The organism is Micromonospora sp. NPDC048907 (assembly GCF_055586885.1).
On the sequence record NZ_JBVJHI010000005.1, the window covers coordinates 382,215 to 397,297 of the forward strand.

Here is a 15,083-nt window from a genome sequence, read left to right on the forward strand (position 1 = left end):
TCACGCGACGCAGAACTCGTTGCCCTCGGGATCCCGCATGACGACGTGTCCCAGGGTGTCGCCGTACCATTCCTCGCGCAGCACTGTCGCGCCGGCGGCCACCAGCTCGGGCACCTTCTGCTGGATCAGTCGTGCACGCTCGGCCATGTCCCAGGGGCCGGGCCCGGCCACCCGGACGTCGATGTGCATCCGGTTCTTGGCGGACTTGCCCTCGGGCACCTTCAGGAAGCCAATGGCGGGTCCCCTGCCGTGCGGATCGACGATGGACGCGTTGTCGGGCTCGTCGAAACCGGGCTCCTTGACATACCCGAGGGCAAGCGCCCAGAAGGCAGCGATCCGTTGGGGATCGTCGGCGTCGCACCCCAGGGTCCAGTAGGTCGCCATCGCGCCAAGGTACGCGGGGCCAGGGCCCGCTGTCATCGGTACGCCCGGACGTCGGTTACCGGCGTCGGCGCGCCTCGCGGCAGGTCAGTTGCCATTCATGACGTTGTCGATCACGGCGACGTCGAGGGCTTGGCCTTCTGCGGGTGAATCGTCTCGTGACGGGCGAGCATGGCCACGAATTCGGCGATCTTCCGCTCGCGGGTCTGCGCCCGTTTGACCGCGTTGACGCGGTATATGAGCGCGAACCGGTTGGTCTTGGTGAGTACGTCGAACATGGCCTGGGCGGCGGGGTTGGCGGCGATGGCGGCGAGCAGGTCGGCCGGCACCTCCGCCTCCGACGGCGGGGCGTAGGCGGCCTCCCAGCGCCCGTCCGCCTTCGCGGCTTCCACCGCGGCGCGACCTGAAGGCTGCATCCGTCCCTCCGCCTCCAGCCGGGCCACGTGCGCGACATTGCGCTGCGACCAGGAACTGCGGGGCGTGCGAGGGATGAACCGGATCCAGGAGGTCTCCTCATCCCGTTTACGGGCCTGCCCGTCGATCCAACCGAAGCACAGGGCCTCGTCGACCGCCTGCTGCCAGGTCAGCGTCGTGACCGTGCCGCCCTTCTTGGTCAGCGCGAGCCAGACACCGGGCGACGTGGCGTGGTTGGCCGACAACCACACCCGCAGCGCGTCGGCGTCCGCGACGATCAACTCATCCAGTTCGGCGCTCCCCATGCCAGCAGGCTATCGCTCTGCCGTTCCCCCGAGTGGGGCGTGATCAGCTGGAGGCGTGGCGGGAATATGATCAGGTCATGCCCCTGACGGTGGATGACGTCGACCGGTTCGAGCTGTCGAGGCGCCGTCTGGAGGCCATCGCCTACCGTCTCCTCGGCTCCGCGGACGAGGCGGAGGACGTCGTGCAGGAGACGTTCCTGCGCTGGCAGGCCGCCGACGTCGACCGCGTCGAGGTCCCCGAGGCTTGGCTGACGAAGGTGCTCACCAACCTGTGCCTGAATCAGCTCACCTCCGCGCGGGCCCGTCGCGAGACCTACGTGGGTCGGTGGCTCCCCGAGCCGCTGCTCGCGGGGGACCCGATGCTCGGCCCGGCCGACACCGCGGAACAGCGCGAATCGGTCTCCTACGCGGTCCTCACCCTCATGGAGCGCCTGTCCCCCAACGAGCGGGCCGTGTACGTGCTGCGGGAGGCCTTCGACTACCCGCACCGCGAGATCGCCGAGATCCTCGACATCACCGAGACCGCCAGCCAGCAGATCTTTCACCGCGCCAGGAAGCATGTCGCGCACGGCAAGGCCCGCACCGACATCGACCAGTCCGCCGCCCAGCGGATCGCCGCGGAGTTCCTCGCGGCCGCCACCAGCGGCCGGACCGACGAGCTCGTACGCCTGCTCACCAGGGACGCCATCTCCATCGGCGACGGCGGGGGGAAGGTTCCGGCACGCACCAGGGCGTTCGAGGGGGCCGTCGCGGTCGCGAGGTTCCTGTGGGGCCTGTTCAAGCCCGCCGAGGCCAAGCGCGCCATCGTCGGCGGCACGCCCGAGGTCTACGCCTGGGCCGCCAATGGCGAACCCGCCGTGGTCGCGGTCGCGGACGGCCGGGTCGTCGCCGTCATGTGCCTGGAGGTCACCGCCGACGGCATCACTGCCTGCCGTACCCAGGCGAATCCCGACAAGCTCGCCCGCGCGACCGAGCGATGGGCGGCGGCCGACCATGGGGAGCCCCTGATCATGATGTGACCCGCATCACCGTCGGCTCCTGTCAGGAATCGGCGGGCCATCCGGTTCAAGTGACAGATCCGAACCGGACAGCAAGGGAGCCGACGATGAGGGTGCTGGTGGCAGGAGCGACCGGGGCGATGGGCACGGAGCTGGTGCCGCGTCTGGTCGCTGCCGGACACGAGGTGTTCGCCATGATCCGCAGCGAATCCAACAAGGGCAGGGCGGCACAGCTGGGCGCGGTGCCGGTCATCGCCGATGCGCTGGACCGCGCCCAGGTCGAGGCGGCCGTGCGCCAGGCGGCCCCGGAGGTGATCGTCCACCAACTGACCGCCATCGGGCACATCGACACCCGCCACTTCGACCGCAGCTTCGCGGCCACCAACCGGCTGCGGATCGAGGGCACCGACAACCTCCTCGCGGCCGCACGCGCCACCGGCGTACGACGGGTCGTCGCCCAGAGCAACGGCGCGTTCACCTACACGCGGACGGGCGGGCCGGTCAAGACCGAACAGGACCCCCTGGATCGCGCACCGGTCAGCCAGATGGCCCCGATGATCGCGGCGGTCGAACATCTGGAGCAGGCCGTGCTGGGCGCCGCCTGGACCGAAGGGATCGTGCTGCGCTACGGCGCGTTCTACGGGCCCGGCACCTCCATGGCGCCAGGCTCCGCGCAGCTCGAGATGATCCGCAAGCGCAAGTTCCCGGTCGTCGGCGACGGCGGCGCGGTGTGGTCGTTCGTCCACATCGCCGACGCCGCCGAGGCCACGGTCGCCGCGGTGGAGAAGGGCCGCCGCGGTATCTACAACATCGTCGACGACGACCCCGCCCCGGTCGCCGACTGGCTGCCGGAACTGGCCGCGATGCTGGGCGCCAAGAAGCCGATGCGCGTACCGCGGTTCATCGGACGGCTGGCCGCCGGCGAGGCCGGCGTCGTGCTCATGACCGAGCTGCGCGGCGCGTCCAACGCCAAGGCCAAGCGCGAACTGGGCTGGCGCCCGACCCACCCCACCTGGCGCCAGGGCTTCCAGGTGGTGCCGTGACGTGCTGAGCGTCGTTCTTCCGGCCTCGGTTGGCAGCAGCACCGGGCGAACCACGACTCGTACCAGGTCTGCACCTCGATCGTGACCAGAAGCATGCTGCGCGACCTGCAGTGCTTGAGCGGCCCGGACGTCTGGTCCTCGGGCGCCAACACGCCGACGGTGTTCAACCGGGCCCTCGGCGGGATCTCCGACCTGGCGCAGAAGGAGGCCGAGGTGCGCTGCTGACCGGCGAGCTCGACCACCCGGAACGGCGGTTCAGAGGATTGCCGAGCGCCGTCGGCGCCTTTCGCTGAGCCGCGCAAGCACGGCGAGCGCGATCATTGCGGTTGCCGGCCGGCGGCGCACCATCGGAGATCGGAAGCGGCTAGTACTCCAGCAGGAGGTCCGTTCTGAGATGGCCGTGACGGTGTGGCTCGGTCTGTCGACGGCCAGCAGCCACCGCTGAGCCTCGAAGGTTGTGTTTGACATGTTGCTGATGTGCGTATGCTTCGACTCGGTTGCGCCGTCCTTGGCCAGGCCATTGATGTAGTACGGCCGGTCGGTCGGCAGCGCGACCGGGTCAGGCGTCGGCCGCGTCTGACCAAGACATCAGGTCGCCATCTAGGGTCGTGACCTAGGGGGCGAAGCCGGTCTCCTCGTCTGCGGCAGCGATCTGGTCGTGGAAGCGTTTGTGAACCCAATGACGCTCGCCGAGTAGGTTCACCTGCCCCCACCGGCCGGAGACCGGACCAAGTCGGGTATGACGTGGCATCGTGCCCGCCAGCCGCTGTGGTCTGGCGCCGCCGGACAGCTTGCTGCTGTCCAACACGTAGATGGCGTCCCGGGTGACCGCCAAGCACCGGTACTTGTTCCAGAACATCGTCAGGCCGGTGAGATAAGTGATGACGAAGAACCAGAAGTTCGGTGCGCTCTGGCAGATGAACACCTGCCGGATCTCGCTGCCAACGGGCAGGAACGGTGCCGAGCGCTGCACCAGGTCCTGCCGCGGCTCGGGGTCGCGCCGGCCGATCTCGTCAGCGGTCATACCGTCCCACCTTCCCTGTCGCGCGTATCCGCATTGACGAGACTGTCACGTCGCCGGGCTGCGCCGCTCGCGTGTGGGCCTAGGTTCCTGGCCAACCGCAGGCTCAGCAGCAGTGCGGCCCGCGCGGGATGATGCACGACCGAACCCGGGGATATCGGGTGGGTACGTCACCAGCCCGCTCGGTAGTTTTGGCGGGTGGCCCCACAGATTCCGCATCCCGAGCCCGGTGTGCCGGACACGAGGGGGCCGATGCGCTACGTCTGGTGGCTCGTTCGCTGCCAACCCTGGCGGGTGCTGCGCGGCACCGCGGTCGGCACGGCGTGGATGATCGGGCTGTCGGTCCGGCCGTACCTCGTCTCCCGCGCCGTCGACGACGGACTGCGCGCGCACGACACCCGAGCCCTGCTGCTATGGGTCGCGGCAATCGTCGTCGCCGGGGTGGGGCTGTCGTACCTGGGCATCATGCGGCACCGCACGATGACCTTCGTCCGGGAGGACGCTACAGCCCGCTCCGCGGCGGCCCTGCTGCGCCAGTTGGCTCGTATCGGCGCTGTGCTGCCGCGCCGGCTCGCCGCGGGGGAGGTCGCCACGGTCGGCGGCTCCGACATCGGCTACACGTCGCAGGTGCTGACCATGACCGGCCCGGGCGTTGGCGCCGTCATCGCGTACGCGGTCATCGCCGTCGTGCTGTGGTCGGTCTCCCCGTTGCTGGCGCTGTGTGTGCTGCTGGGCGTGCCGGCGATCGCGCTGATCATCGGACCGATGCTGCGCCGCCTCGAACGGGCGGAGTCCGTCTACCGACACCAGCAGGGCGCCCTCACCACCCGGGCCGGCGACATCGTGGCCGGGCTGCGGGTGCTGGCCGGGGTCGGCGGCCGCGGCCTGTTCGCCCGCCGGTACGCCGCCCGCTCCCAGGACCTGCTCGCCGAGGGCTATCGGGTCGGTGCCGTCTACAGCTGGATCGACGCGTTGACGGTCGCCATACCGGGGCTGTTCCTCGCGGCCGTGGTGTGGCTCGCGGCCCGCATGGCGGTCGCTGGCGACATCACGGTCGGGCAAATGGTCGCCGTCTACGGATACGTGGCGACGCTCATCGTGCCGGTCTGGTTCCTGCTCGAGGGAAGCTACGGGGTGATACGGGGCCGCGTCGCCGCCCGCCGCATCATCGCCCTGCTCAACCTGACCCCGGACCACGTCGGCGGCCCGACCCCGCAGGACGTGGGCGGGCCGGGAAACGTACCCGGTGCCCGTCGGCCGCTCGCCAGGTCCGCGCCGGTACGGCCCGCAGACATGTACGACCCCGCTTGCGGACTGACCGTGCGCGACGGTCGGCTGATCGGCGTCGCCGCCGACGACCCGGCTGAGGCCATCGCCCTGGCCGACCGGCTCGGACGCTACGTAGTCAGCGACGTGACCTGGGGCGGCGTGCCGCTGACCGGGATCGCACTCGACCAGGTACGCGCCCGGATCCTGGTCGCCGACCACGATTCCTACCTCTTCGCCGGGACCCTACGGGACATCCTGCGTGGCCGAGAGTCGAGCGCCGACGGCCCGGCGGGGAACGGCGACGTCCGCACCCGAGCAGGGAACGGCGACACCCTCGCCCAGAAGGGAGGCGCTGACCACCGGATCACGGCGGCCCTGCGTATCGCGTCGGCAGAGGACGTCGCCGACGCGCTGCCGGACGGGCTCGGCACCCCGATCGACACCCGGGCCCGCACGCTCTCCGGCGGCCAGCGCCAACGGGTACGGCTGGCCCGGGCGCTGCTCGCCGAACCTGAGGTGCTGATCCTCATCGACCCGACGTCGGCGGTGGACGCGCACACGGAGGCGCGGATCGCCGAGCGGCTGCGCGTCGCACGGGCCGGCCGGACCACCATCGTGCTCGCTACGTCACCGTTGCTGCTCGGGCACGCCGACACGGTCGCGCATCTGAGCGAAGGCCGGATCGTCGCCACCGGCACGCACGCTGAACTGCTCGAACAGGACCGCGGCTACCGGCAGTTGGTGGCCCGGGGCGGCGACGCCCTCAACGTCGAAGACGTCACCGGGCCCAAGGGGGCGTTGCGGTGAGCCGGCTGCCGGTGGCGGACCGGGCCGCCGTCCGACGGGAGATGCTGGACCTCGTCGGCCGGGACCGGCGCGCGGTCCTCGTCGTGCTGGTGTTGCACGGTGCCGCCGCGATCGCCGGACTCGCCACGCCGTGGCTGCTCGGCACAATCGTCGACCAGGTTGCCGCCGGCGCGGGCGTCGCCACCGTGGACCGCTTGGCGGCGGCGATCGGCGGATGCGTTCTGGTGCAGGCGCTGCTCTCCCGGTACGCCCAGTACGCCGGTCACCGGTTCGGGGAGCGGGCGGTTGCCCGGCTGCGCGAGGAGTTCATCCGCACGACGCTGGGCCTGCCCGTCTCCGTCGTGGAGCGGGCCGGCTCCGGAGACCTCGCCACCCGCAGCTCCGTCGACGTGTCAACCGTCGGGACCACCGTCCGCGACGTCGTGCCCACCATCGTCATCGCGTCGGCGCAGCTGACGCTGCTGTTCGGGGCGATCTTCCTGCTGCACCCGATTCTCGGCCTGGTCGCGCTGGCCGGGCTGCCGCCGATCTGGGCGGCGAGCCGCTGGTACCTGAGGCGGGCCAGCTCCGCCTACCTCGCCGAGGGCGCCGCCACCGCGGAGCTGACCGAGACGCTGACCACCACAGCCGAGGGCGCGCGCACCGTGGAGGCGCTGCGCCTCACCGACGATCGGATCGTCCATGGCACCGAGCGCATCGCCCGGGTGTGGGCCACCCGACGGGCGACGCTCGCGCTACGGACCGTGTTCTACACGGTGGTGGAGGCCAGCTATCCGTTGCCGATCGCCGCAGTGCTGCTGGTCGGCGGCTTCCTCCTGTCCAAGGGGATGGTTTCACTCGGAGAAGTGGTCGCCGCCGCGCTATATCTCCAGCAGGCGATCGAGCCCTTGGACCGGATCCTGCAGTGGACCGAACAGGCGCAGCGCGGCTTCGCGTCATTCGCCCGCGTGCTCGGCGTCGGCCAGGTACCACCGGAGCCGCCCGGCAAGGCCTCCGCGCCACCCGGGGAGCGGCTCGTCGTGCGCGGCGCCCGATTCTCGTACACCGACGGCCACGACGTCCTGCACGGCATCGACCTGGAGGTACGGCCCGGCGAGCGGCTGGCTATCGTCGGCCCGTCGGGCGCCGGGAAGTCCACCCTGGCCCGGCTGCTGGCCGGGATCGACGCGCCGCGACACGGCGTGGTCAGCATCGGCGGCTGCCCGGTCACCGACCTGGATCCCGCCGAGCGCCGCCGCCGGATCGCCCTGGTCACCCAGGAACACCACGTCTTCATCGGCTCTGTGCGCGACAACCTCGCCTTCGCCGCACCGGATGCGTCCGACGAACAGATGCGAGCCGCGCTGGTCGCCGTCGGCGCCGACTGGCACGCCGAGCTGCCCGACGGCCTCGACACGGAACTCGGCGACGGGGCCAGGCAACTCGGGGCGGCCGATGCGCAGCAGCTCGCGCTGGCCCGGCTGGTGCTCGCCGACCCGCACACGCTGATCCTCGACGAGGCGACAGCCGCGCTCGATCCGACCACCGCCCGGCGTACCGAGCGCGCGCTGGCGGCCGTGCTCACCGGCCGGACCGTCATCGCGATCGCGCACCGGCTCAACACTGCGCACGACGCCGACCGGGTCGCCGTGATGGAGAACGGCCGGATCACCGAACTCGGCAGCCACGACGAACTCATCCGCGCCGACGGCGCCTACGCCTCCCTCTGGCGCTCCTGGCACAGCTGAGAGGTCCGTGCAGCTGACGTACCGAAGGGCGCCGCTGCGAGGTAACGCTTCGACCATCGTCAACGCGCTGGTCAGGCTCGCGCTGCCCCAGTCAGTCCGTGACATGATTGCGCCCATGGGGAAGCAGCAGGACGTCGGCGGGCCTGATCGCCCCAGCGGGTCAGGTACCACCGCCCACCGTGCGATCGGGGGGAGCGTCGACGCGCGGCTCGCCATCGCGCAGGACCCCGCAACGCCACAGATGAGCCTCATCGACTTGGCGTCCGACCCGTCGGCTGTGGTCCGTAAGGCGGTCGCGGCCCGGGCCGACGCACCCGCGCAGGCACTGCGACCGCTGACTCGGGACCATGATCGTCAGGTCCGGGAGGCCGTGGCAAGAAATCCTTCGACCTCGGTCGCCAACCTCTTGCGTCTCGTCAAGGACGCCGACCGGTGGGTTCGCTGGGCGGTCGCCGGCAACCCGGCTTGCGACGAGTCGGTTCGCCGGGTGATGTCAGAGGCACCCGACAAGGAGCTCCGTGGCCTCCTCGCGGAGATGCGAGAGTTGGAGCCCGATCTGGCCGCCAGCCTGATCGACGACGTCTCCCCCGAGGTACGGGAACGACTCGCCACCCACACCCGCGACCCCGACGTGATCACCGCTCTGATGGCCGATCGCACCGCACGCGTACGCAAGGGGGTCGCCCGCAACCCGCGGACGACCGCCGAGCAGCGCAGCGCGCTTGCCCAGGACCCCGTGGTCGACGTCCGTGCCGCGCTGGTCCGCACGGTCCAGCTGGACGAGGCCGACCTGGAACGCCTGGTTGACGACCGTTCGGTGCAGGTCCGACTGGCGATGGCAAAATCCGAGGTCATCCCGCCGCACATCCGGCGGGCCCTCGAGCGCGATCCCGACGATACGGTGGCCGGCGCGGCGCGGGGTTTCCGCCCGGCGTCTGGCAACTCCCCAGTGATACGGGCTCCACGCGTCGGTCACCGGCCCTCCGGGACCGACCCAGGTCGACCGGGCGGTGCCGCACGCTGAGGCCGCGGCATCTCCGTCTCGCTCCGCCCGCCAAATCCCAACCCAGAACGACCATCCCGTACGGCTTGGGCGGGGATGCGGGTGGAATGTGCGCCATCGGCAGCAGGCGGAGCGCCGGCCTTGGTTCACCAGCTGATTCGGGCCGCCACCGGCAGGTGGTCGCTGCCGGTGGCCGGCAGCACCCACGAGCTCTCCGGCTCCACCCCTCTGACCAGGATCTGGTCGATGCGCACCAGCGGGAACTTCGCCGGCCAGCTGAAGCCGAAGCCATCCCCGGCCGCGGTCTGGGCCGAGCGCAGCTGCGAGGTGATGCTGGCGAACGCGCGGTCGTCCATGGTGCCGTTCAGGTCGCCGAGCAGCAACACTCGCTCATTCTGCTCGGCGGCGATCGCCTCGCCGAGCGCCTGTGCGTTTCTGTCCCGGTGGGCCGTCCAAAAGCCCGCCCTGGGATTCACCCGTGCAGACCCCAGGTGGGCCACATACACCGCCAGCGGACCCTGGTTCGTGGTCACCGTGGTGCGCAGCGCCCGGTTGTAGGCCATCTTGATGTCGACCGGTTTGGTGTCCGCCAGCGGCCCGGCGTCCATCTGGATGTCGACCGGCTGGGTGTCCGACAGCGGCAGCTCGCTCCACAGCCCGACCGTGCCCTGCACCGTGTGGTAGGGGTACGCCTTCGCCAGCTCCTTCTCGTACGTGCCCCGGTCCTCCGGGGTCAGCTCCACCAGGGCCAGCACGTCGGCCCCGGAGGCGGCCAGGTCGCGGGCGGTGCCGGCCGGGTCGGGATTGCCGGCGCCGACGTTATGGCTGGCCACGGTGAGGTGGCTGCCCGGGTGGGACTTGTCGCTGAGCAGCCCGCCGAAGAGGTTCAGCCACACCATCACCGGCAGCAGCAGCGCGGCCACCGCGGAGGCGGAACGGCGCCACAGCGCCCCGATCAGCAGTACGGGGATGAACAGACCGAACCACGGCAGGAAGGTCTCCACCAGGCTGCCGAGGTTCCCGATCCGGTTCGGGATCTGCGCGTGCAGCAGCATGAGCAGCCCGAGCAGCAGCGCCAGCGCCGCGAGCACCCGGCCGCGCTTCCAGGGGGCCGGCCGGGAGGCGGCGCGTACCGCCCGGCGGATGCGCGGGAGCCAGGTCCCAGCGCCGGTGTCCCGACGGCCGGCGCCGCCCTGCCCGCTCTCCGCCGTGTTCACCTGCGTCATCGTCGTCCTCGCTCACCGCCGGCCACTGCTGCATCCGCGGGTCCTGGAAGGGGTTGGCATACATTCTCGGGCAGCAGTCGTCGTCGATCGCTTCCGGGCGCAGTTGGTAGTGCCAGGCCTCGTTGCTGTAGATCGGCACGCCCGGATACAGGTACCCGCGACCCGGCTGCCGTCCGTGACCAACGTTTCGCGGCACATAAGGTCACCGACGCTGAAGCAGCCCAGGTTCGGCCATAAGGGCTCGCAACGTCTCGGCGTGATCGGCGGACATCAAGCGACGTGGGATCACGGTCGCCGGCATCCGGCATCCGGCAACCGCCCCCGCCTGGTCGAGCGCCTCGTGCACGGCGAAGCCCTTGCCACCGCCCACTGCCGAGGCGGCGTGGAAGATCATGACATCGCGCGCCGGGCCCCGGATCGCCTTACCGGCACGTTCCGCGATGAACAGCACCGCAGCCAGCCACAATGCGCTGCTCAGCCGGGGTGCGGGCACCGCGAGCACGCGGGTCGGGGTGTGGATCAGCCCAGGCGCCCAGCTGCCCGCCGCAGTCGCGTCGTGCCAGACAACGCTCGACATCAGCCGTGGTCCACTCACTCCGGGCCCCGATGGCCGCCCGGCGCGGTTACTCGCCGGCACCAGCCATGAACGGGCCCCATGGCGGAGCTGAGCGTTTGGCCAAGTACGCCTCGGGCAATCGCGCGGCGGAGCACCGGCGACGAGGCGGGTGCGGAACAAAGGGCTGAACTTCCCGCATGAGCCGGGCCCGCATGATCCCGACCAGCTCCACAGGAAGGTGATGCGCAGCCGATTGGACGTGCAGGGACGCATCGGTCTACAGCCAGGAGGCGTACGGGGCATGCGGGGCAGCGTCGCGGTGGAGCCGAAGGTGACCGGCGGCGAGTCGGTGGGGCTGGCCGACGTGGTGTGGGAGAACGCGCGGCGGAAACCGGACAAGGTGCAGTTTCTGCGCCCGGACCCGGACGTCCGGTCGTGGCCGGCGCGGCAGCCCGGCGTCGGCGACGCGGGTGCGGTGACCTGCCGGCAGTTCCGCGACGACGTGCTGGCGTTGGCGCGAGGGCTCATCGCCGCCGGGGTGGCGCCGGGCGAACGGGTGGCGTTGATGAGCCGCACCCGCTACGAGTGGACCCTCGTCGACTACGCGGTGTGGACGATCGGCGCGGTGACGGTTCCGGTGTACGACACCTCGAGTGCCGATCAGCTGGCCTGGATCCTGGCCGACTCCGGCGCCGTGGCGTGCGTGGTGGAGACACCCGAGCAGGCCGCGATGCTGACCGGCGTGCGGGACAGGCTGCCCGGGCTTCGGCAGGTGTGGCAGATCGACGCCGGCGACCTGGTACAGGCGGCGGCTTCGGGCCGGACCGTCGACGACGAGCAGGTGGAGGCCCGCCGCGGCGCGGTGTCGGGCGGGGACGTGGCGACGATCGTGTACACCAGCGGGACGACGGGCCGGCCGAAGGGCTGCGTGCTGACGCACTCCAACATTCGCCTCGACGTCGGCAACGCGGTCGCGGTGCTGCCGGAGTTGTTCCACGAGCGGGCGTCGACGGTGCTCTTCCTGCCGTTGGCGCACGCGTTCGCCCGGATGATCCAGGTGGGCATGGTGCAGACCCGGGCCACCATGGTGCACAGCGCCAGCATGAGCGGCGTGATGGATCAGCTACGTCGGTACCGGCCCACGTTCGTCCTCGCGGTGCCCCGGGTGTTCGAGAGGATGTACAACCGGGCGCGACAGAAGGCCGTCGAGAGCCACCAGGGTCGCCTCTTCGCCGTCGCGGACCGGGTCGCCGTGCGGTACAGCCGGGCCCTGGACCGCCCGTCCGGCCCTGGTCCGGCCCTCCGGCTGGCGCGGCGGATCTGCGACCTGCTGGTCTATCGGAAGCTGCGGGCGGCGCTCGGAGGACGGTGTCGCGTCGCGATCGTCGGCGGCGCTCCCCTCGGTGAGCGGCTCGGGCACTTCTTCCGCGGGGCCGGTCTGACGCCGCTGGAGGGGTACGGGTTGACCGAGACCTCGCCGGCGGTGGCAGCGAACCGGCCGTCCGCGATGCGGATCGGCACGGTCGGCCGGCCGCTGCCGGGCGTGGAGTTGGCGGTCGCCGACGACGGGGAGGTCCTGGTCCGCGGCCAGGTCGTGTTCCAGGGGTACTGGAACAACCCGTCCGCCACCCGCGCGGCGTTCACCGCCGACGGCTGGTTCCGCACCGGCGACCTGGGCAGCCTCGACGACGACGGTTATCTGCGGATCACGGGACGCACCAAGGAGATCCTCGTGACCGCGGCCGGCAAGCACATCGTGCCCGCACCGATGGAGGATCGGGTACGTGCGGACCCGCTGGTCAGCAACTGCATGCTCGTGGGCGACGCGAGGCCGTACGCGGCGGCTCTGGTCACCATCGACCCGCAGGCGTGGCTGCGGTGGCGGGCCGCGCACGGTCACCCGCGCGCGTCGGTGGCGGAGATGCGCGACGACCCCGCCCTGCGCGGCGAGATCCAGGCGGCGATCGACCGGGCGAACAGCCCGGTCTCCCAGGCGGAGGCGATCAAGACCTTCCGCATCCTGCCCGACGACTTCAGCGAGGCCAACGGTGAGCTCACCCCCACCTTGAAGATCAAGCGGGAGGTGGTGCAGGAGCACTGCGCCGCCGAGATCGAAGCCCTCTACGCCGGCCACTGACCGTTCTGCACAGGAGGCCTCGTCGAAGCCCAGCGATCGGCCGCCCGCACCTCGTGGATCATCCCGCGCCCACCGGTTGTAGCCTCGGCCCTTATGAGTTGGCTGCCGGACGACTTCGTCCACCCCGTCCACGTGCCCGTGCCCAACACCACGCTTCACCTGCGGCCGATCCGGGAGGCGGACACCGCGCTCGACTACCCCGCCGTGATGGGCTCCCGGGAGCGCCTGTGGGAGATCTTCGGTCCGGCGTGGGGTTGGCCCGCGGCGACGATGACCTACGAAGAGGACCGCGTCGACCTGCTGCGGCACGAGAAGGAGATCGCCGCGCACCAGTCGTTCAACTACGCGCTGCTGGACGAGGAGGAGACGGCGATCCTCGGCTGCGTCTACATCGACCCGCCCGAGCGCACCGGCTCCGACGGCGAGGTCTCCTGGTGGGTGGTGGACGACCTCGTCGGCAGTGAGGAGGAGCGCGCGCTCGACGCGCTGGTGCCGCGGTGGATCGCCGCCGACTGGCCCTTCCGGCAGCCCCGTTACCTGGGCCGCGACATCACCTGGCAGGACTGGCTGGCGCTGCCGCGCGCCTCGTAAGACCTCCCAGACCGCGCGCGGATCGCGTCAGAACACCTCGCGCCCCCTGTCACGGGCCGGCAACAACGCCGGCGGGAGCGTTGACGTGGACCTGGATCCTCCGCGTCGGCTTGGCCGGCCGCCTGTGCAGCGCCCATTCGACGACGGCCAGGTTGATCACCCAGCCGGCGAGCATCATCAGCACCCGCCCGATCCCGCTCGGCTGGCCGGCCAGCAGCATCCAGGGCAGGTGGGTCAGGACCTGGGTGCCGGCGCCGAGACCGATGGCGTAGCCGCGGGCCATCCAGGCCCGGTGGCGGGGGATGTCCCGACGCCGGATGGCGGCGAGGCCGAGGACGATGCAGCAGAGCATCGCCGTGCCGAAGACGAGCCGGATCGGGGTCACCAGCACGTGGTCGATCGGCGGGCGGGGATAGAACAGCGTCATCCACAGGCCCGACAGGGCGGCGGCGATCCCGCAGGGGACGAGCAGCCGGCCGGCGAGGCGGTGCCAGCCGGGCCGGCGGCGGCGGAAGCCGGGGGCGAACTGGAACGCGCCGAGGAAGCAGTACAGGCTGGCGCCGATGATGTGCACCAGCACCGGCGCCGGTGAGGCGAAGAACCGGGCATTGTCCGAGGTGACGGTCGCACCGCCGCTGAGTTCGGCGGCCCGGGCGGCGCCGGCGATCACGGGAACCGCGCTGAGCGCGATGAGGCCGGCGGGTACCAGCCACTCTCGCTTGGCTGAGGGGGTCATGGCACATCCATTCGTCCTGGTCATCAGCCCAGCCGGCCATCTCGCCACCGCCCGGAGGTGTACGGCGTACACCTGGCGTCAGAGTAAGGTGTACGCCGTACACCGTCAAGAGGCGCTACGGTTTGGCGACGCTTCACGGAAGGGCGACGGATGGTTCAGCAACAGGTGGACGGCGCACGCCGCGCCCCCCTCAGCCGGGACCGGGTGCTGCACGCCGCCGTCGCGCTCGCCGACCACGCCGGCGTCGACGCCGTGAGCATGCGCAACCTCGCCCAGGAGCTGGGCGTCGTACCGATGGCGCTCTACAAGCACGTGGCCAACAAGGAGGAACTCCTCGACGGCATGGTCGACGTCGTCGTCGGCGAGATCGACCCGCCCGCCGACGGCGCCGACTGGAAGGCGGCGATCCGGCAGCGCATCCTGTCGGCGAGACGTGCCCTGGAGCGCCACCCGTGGTCGTCGCGCGTCATCGAGTCCCGCCCGAAGCCCACCCCGGTCGTCCTGGACTACCTGAACTCGATCGTCGGCATGTTCCGGGCCGGCGGCTTCTCGGTCGACCTCACCCACCACGTGATGCACGCTCTCGGCAGCCGGGTGTGGGGGTTCACCCAGGAACTCTTCCCCGCCTCACCGCTGCCCGAGGACCCGGAGAAGCAGGCGGCCGGCTTCCGCGAGCTGGCCAGCAGGTATCCCTACATCGCGGAGATCGCCGTGGCCGCCGCCCACGACGAGGGGTCGGTCGTCGGCCAGGGCTGCGACGACGAGTACGAGTTCCAGTTCGCGCTCGACCTCCTGCTCGACGGATTCGACAACCTCCACCGGCGGGGATGGACGTCCCGCGGCACGGGGTCCTGACCCAGGGAGGCAAC

General features: G+C 71.1%; 14 protein-coding genes and 1 pseudogene. 9 read left to right on the plus strand and 6 right to left on the minus strand.

What is annotated here, in order from left to right:
• Together ACZ6PY_RS19795 and ACZ6PY_RS19800 are read right to left on the minus strand one after the other, a co-directional pair.
• Entirely contained in the window at positions 1-384 is a 384-nt protein-coding gene (locus tag ACZ6PY_RS19795) for a VOC family protein (protein WP_466074151.1), read from the minus strand.
• A gap of 110 nt (positions 385-494) precedes the next feature.
• A complete protein-coding gene (locus tag ACZ6PY_RS19800) occupies positions 495-1,100 on the minus strand; it encodes a YdeI/OmpD-associated family protein (RefSeq protein ID WP_466074153.1) in 606 nt (201 codons plus the stop codon).
• A 77-nt stretch (positions 1,101-1,177) separates the two neighbouring features.
• Here ACZ6PY_RS19800 and sigJ point away from each other — a divergent pair, with 77 nt between their 5' ends.
• The 3 genes from sigJ to ACZ6PY_RS19815 all read left to right on the plus strand — a co-directional run bounded on the left by sigJ (position 1,178) and on the right by ACZ6PY_RS19815 (position 3,366).
• Positions 1,178-2,119, plus strand: coding sequence for an RNA polymerase sigma factor SigJ (sigJ, locus tag ACZ6PY_RS19805; protein WP_466074155.1), 942 nt, complete (start codon positions 1,178-1,180; stop codon positions 2,117-2,119).
• Positions 2,116-3,141, plus strand: coding sequence for an NAD-dependent epimerase/dehydratase family protein (locus ACZ6PY_RS19810; protein WP_466074156.1), 1,026 nt, complete (start codon positions 2,116-2,118; stop codon positions 3,139-3,141). The genes sigJ and ACZ6PY_RS19810 overlap by 4 nt, the downstream gene beginning before the upstream one ends.
• An 81-nt stretch (positions 3,142-3,222) precedes the next feature.
• Positions 3,223-3,366: a hypothetical protein gene (locus tag ACZ6PY_RS19815; RefSeq protein WP_466074158.1), complete on the plus strand. Its 144-nt coding sequence runs from the start codon at positions 3,223-3,225 to the stop codon at positions 3,364-3,366.
• A gap of 388 nt (positions 3,367-3,754) precedes the next feature.
• Here ACZ6PY_RS19815 and ACZ6PY_RS19820 read toward each other — a convergent pair whose 3' ends face one another.
• Complete coding sequence (locus ACZ6PY_RS19820) at positions 3,755-4,165, minus strand: hypothetical protein (protein WP_466074160.1); 411 nt, start codon at positions 4,163-4,165, stop codon at positions 3,755-3,757.
• Positions 4,166-4,414: 249 nt separating this feature from the next.
• Between ACZ6PY_RS19820 and ACZ6PY_RS19825 the strand changes: the two genes are divergently transcribed.
• The 3 genes from ACZ6PY_RS19825 to ACZ6PY_RS19835 all read left to right on the plus strand — a co-directional run bounded on the left by ACZ6PY_RS19825 (position 4,415) and on the right by ACZ6PY_RS19835 (position 8,989).
• Positions 4,415-6,238 (plus strand): ABC transporter ATP-binding protein, encoded by a 1,824-nt coding sequence (locus tag ACZ6PY_RS19825; protein ID WP_466074162.1) that lies wholly within the window; start codon positions 4,415-4,417, stop codon positions 6,236-6,238.
• A gap of 41 nt (positions 6,239-6,279) precedes the next feature.
• Positions 6,280-7,965, plus strand: coding sequence for an ABC transporter ATP-binding protein (locus ACZ6PY_RS19830; RefSeq protein ID WP_466074684.1), 1,686 nt, complete (start codon positions 6,280-6,282; stop codon positions 7,963-7,965).
• Positions 7,966-8,080: 115 nt separating this feature from the next.
• A complete protein-coding gene (locus ACZ6PY_RS19835) occupies positions 8,081-8,989 on the plus strand; it encodes a hypothetical protein (protein ID WP_466074164.1) in 909 nt (302 codons plus the stop codon).
• Positions 8,990-9,114: 125 nt separating this feature from the next.
• On the opposite strand, the gene ACZ6PY_RS19840 is transcribed toward ACZ6PY_RS19835, so the two are convergent.
• Together ACZ6PY_RS19840 and ACZ6PY_RS19845 are read right to left on the minus strand one after the other, a co-directional pair.
• Positions 9,115-10,194, minus strand: a complete 1,080-nt coding sequence (locus ACZ6PY_RS19840; RefSeq protein WP_466074166.1) for an endonuclease/exonuclease/phosphatase family protein — start codon at positions 10,192-10,194, stop codon at positions 9,115-9,117.
• Positions 10,195-10,396: 202 nt separating this feature from the next.
• Positions 10,397-10,498: pseudogene (locus ACZ6PY_RS19845) on the minus strand (YcxB family protein); the annotation flags it as partial.
• Positions 10,499-11,051: 553 nt separating this feature from the next.
• Between ACZ6PY_RS19845 and ACZ6PY_RS19850 the strand changes: the two are divergent.
• The gene (locus ACZ6PY_RS19850) at positions 11,052-12,887 is read left to right on the plus strand and encodes an AMP-dependent synthetase/ligase (protein ID WP_466074168.1); all 1,836 of its coding nucleotides are present in this window, start codon (positions 11,052-11,054) and stop codon (positions 12,885-12,887) included.
• Positions 12,888-12,980: 93 nt separating this feature from the next.
• A complete protein-coding gene (locus ACZ6PY_RS19855) occupies positions 12,981-13,478 on the plus strand; it encodes a GNAT family N-acetyltransferase (protein WP_466074170.1) in 498 nt (165 codons plus the stop codon).
• A 49-nt stretch (positions 13,479-13,527) separates the two neighbouring features.
• Here ACZ6PY_RS19855 and ACZ6PY_RS19860 read toward each other — a convergent pair whose 3' ends face one another.
• Positions 13,528-14,214 (minus strand): DUF2306 domain-containing protein, encoded by a 687-nt coding sequence (locus ACZ6PY_RS19860; protein ID WP_466074172.1) that lies wholly within the window; start codon positions 14,212-14,214, stop codon positions 13,528-13,530.
• A 150-nt stretch (positions 14,215-14,364) separates the two neighbouring features.
• Here ACZ6PY_RS19860 and ACZ6PY_RS19865 point away from each other — a divergent pair, with 150 nt between their 5' ends.
• Positions 14,365-15,069, plus strand: a complete 705-nt coding sequence (locus ACZ6PY_RS19865; RefSeq protein WP_466074174.1) for a TetR/AcrR family transcriptional regulator — start codon at positions 14,365-14,367, stop codon at positions 15,067-15,069.
• Positions 15,070-15,083: the final 14 nt, after the last annotated feature.

What these genes read in the sequence shown, in the direction of transcription:
- ACZ6PY_RS19795 (WP_466074151.1), bottom strand. Translation starts at nt 384, where the DNA reads ATGGCGACCTACTGGACCCTGGGGTGCGACGCCGACGATCCCCAACGG.
- ACZ6PY_RS19800 (WP_466074153.1), bottom strand. Translation starts at nt 1,100, where the DNA reads ATGGGGAGCGCCGAACTGGATGAGTTGATCGTCGCGGACGCCGACGCG.
- sigJ (WP_466074155.1), top strand. Translation starts at nt 1,178, where the DNA reads ATGCCCCTGACGGTGGATGACGTCGACCGGTTCGAGCTGTCGAGGCGC.
- ACZ6PY_RS19820 (WP_466074160.1), bottom strand. Translation starts at nt 4,165, where the DNA reads ATGACCGCTGACGAGATCGGCCGGCGCGACCCCGAGCCGCGGCAGGAC.
- ACZ6PY_RS19825 (WP_466074162.1), top strand. Translation starts at nt 4,415, where the DNA reads ATGCGCTACGTCTGGTGGCTCGTTCGCTGCCAACCCTGGCGGGTGCTG.
- ACZ6PY_RS19830 (WP_466074684.1), top strand. Translation starts at nt 6,280, where the DNA reads ATGCTGGACCTCGTCGGCCGGGACCGGCGCGCGGTCCTCGTCGTGCTG.
- ACZ6PY_RS19835 (WP_466074164.1), top strand. Translation starts at nt 8,081, where the DNA reads ATGGGGAAGCAGCAGGACGTCGGCGGGCCTGATCGCCCCAGCGGGTCA.
- ACZ6PY_RS19840 (WP_466074166.1), bottom strand. Translation starts at nt 10,194, where the DNA reads ATGACGCAGGTGAACACGGCGGAGAGCGGGCAGGGCGGCGCCGGCCGT.
- ACZ6PY_RS19850 (WP_466074168.1), top strand. Translation starts at nt 11,052, where the DNA reads ATGCGGGGCAGCGTCGCGGTGGAGCCGAAGGTGACCGGCGGCGAGTCG.
- ACZ6PY_RS19855 (WP_466074170.1), top strand. Translation starts at nt 12,981, where the DNA reads ATGAGTTGGCTGCCGGACGACTTCGTCCACCCCGTCCACGTGCCCGTG.
- ACZ6PY_RS19860 (WP_466074172.1), bottom strand. Translation starts at nt 14,214, where the DNA reads ATGACCCCCTCAGCCAAGCGAGAGTGGCTGGTACCCGCCGGCCTCATC.
- ACZ6PY_RS19865 (WP_466074174.1), top strand. Translation starts at nt 14,365, where the DNA reads ATGGTTCAGCAACAGGTGGACGGCGCACGCCGCGCCCCCCTCAGCCGG.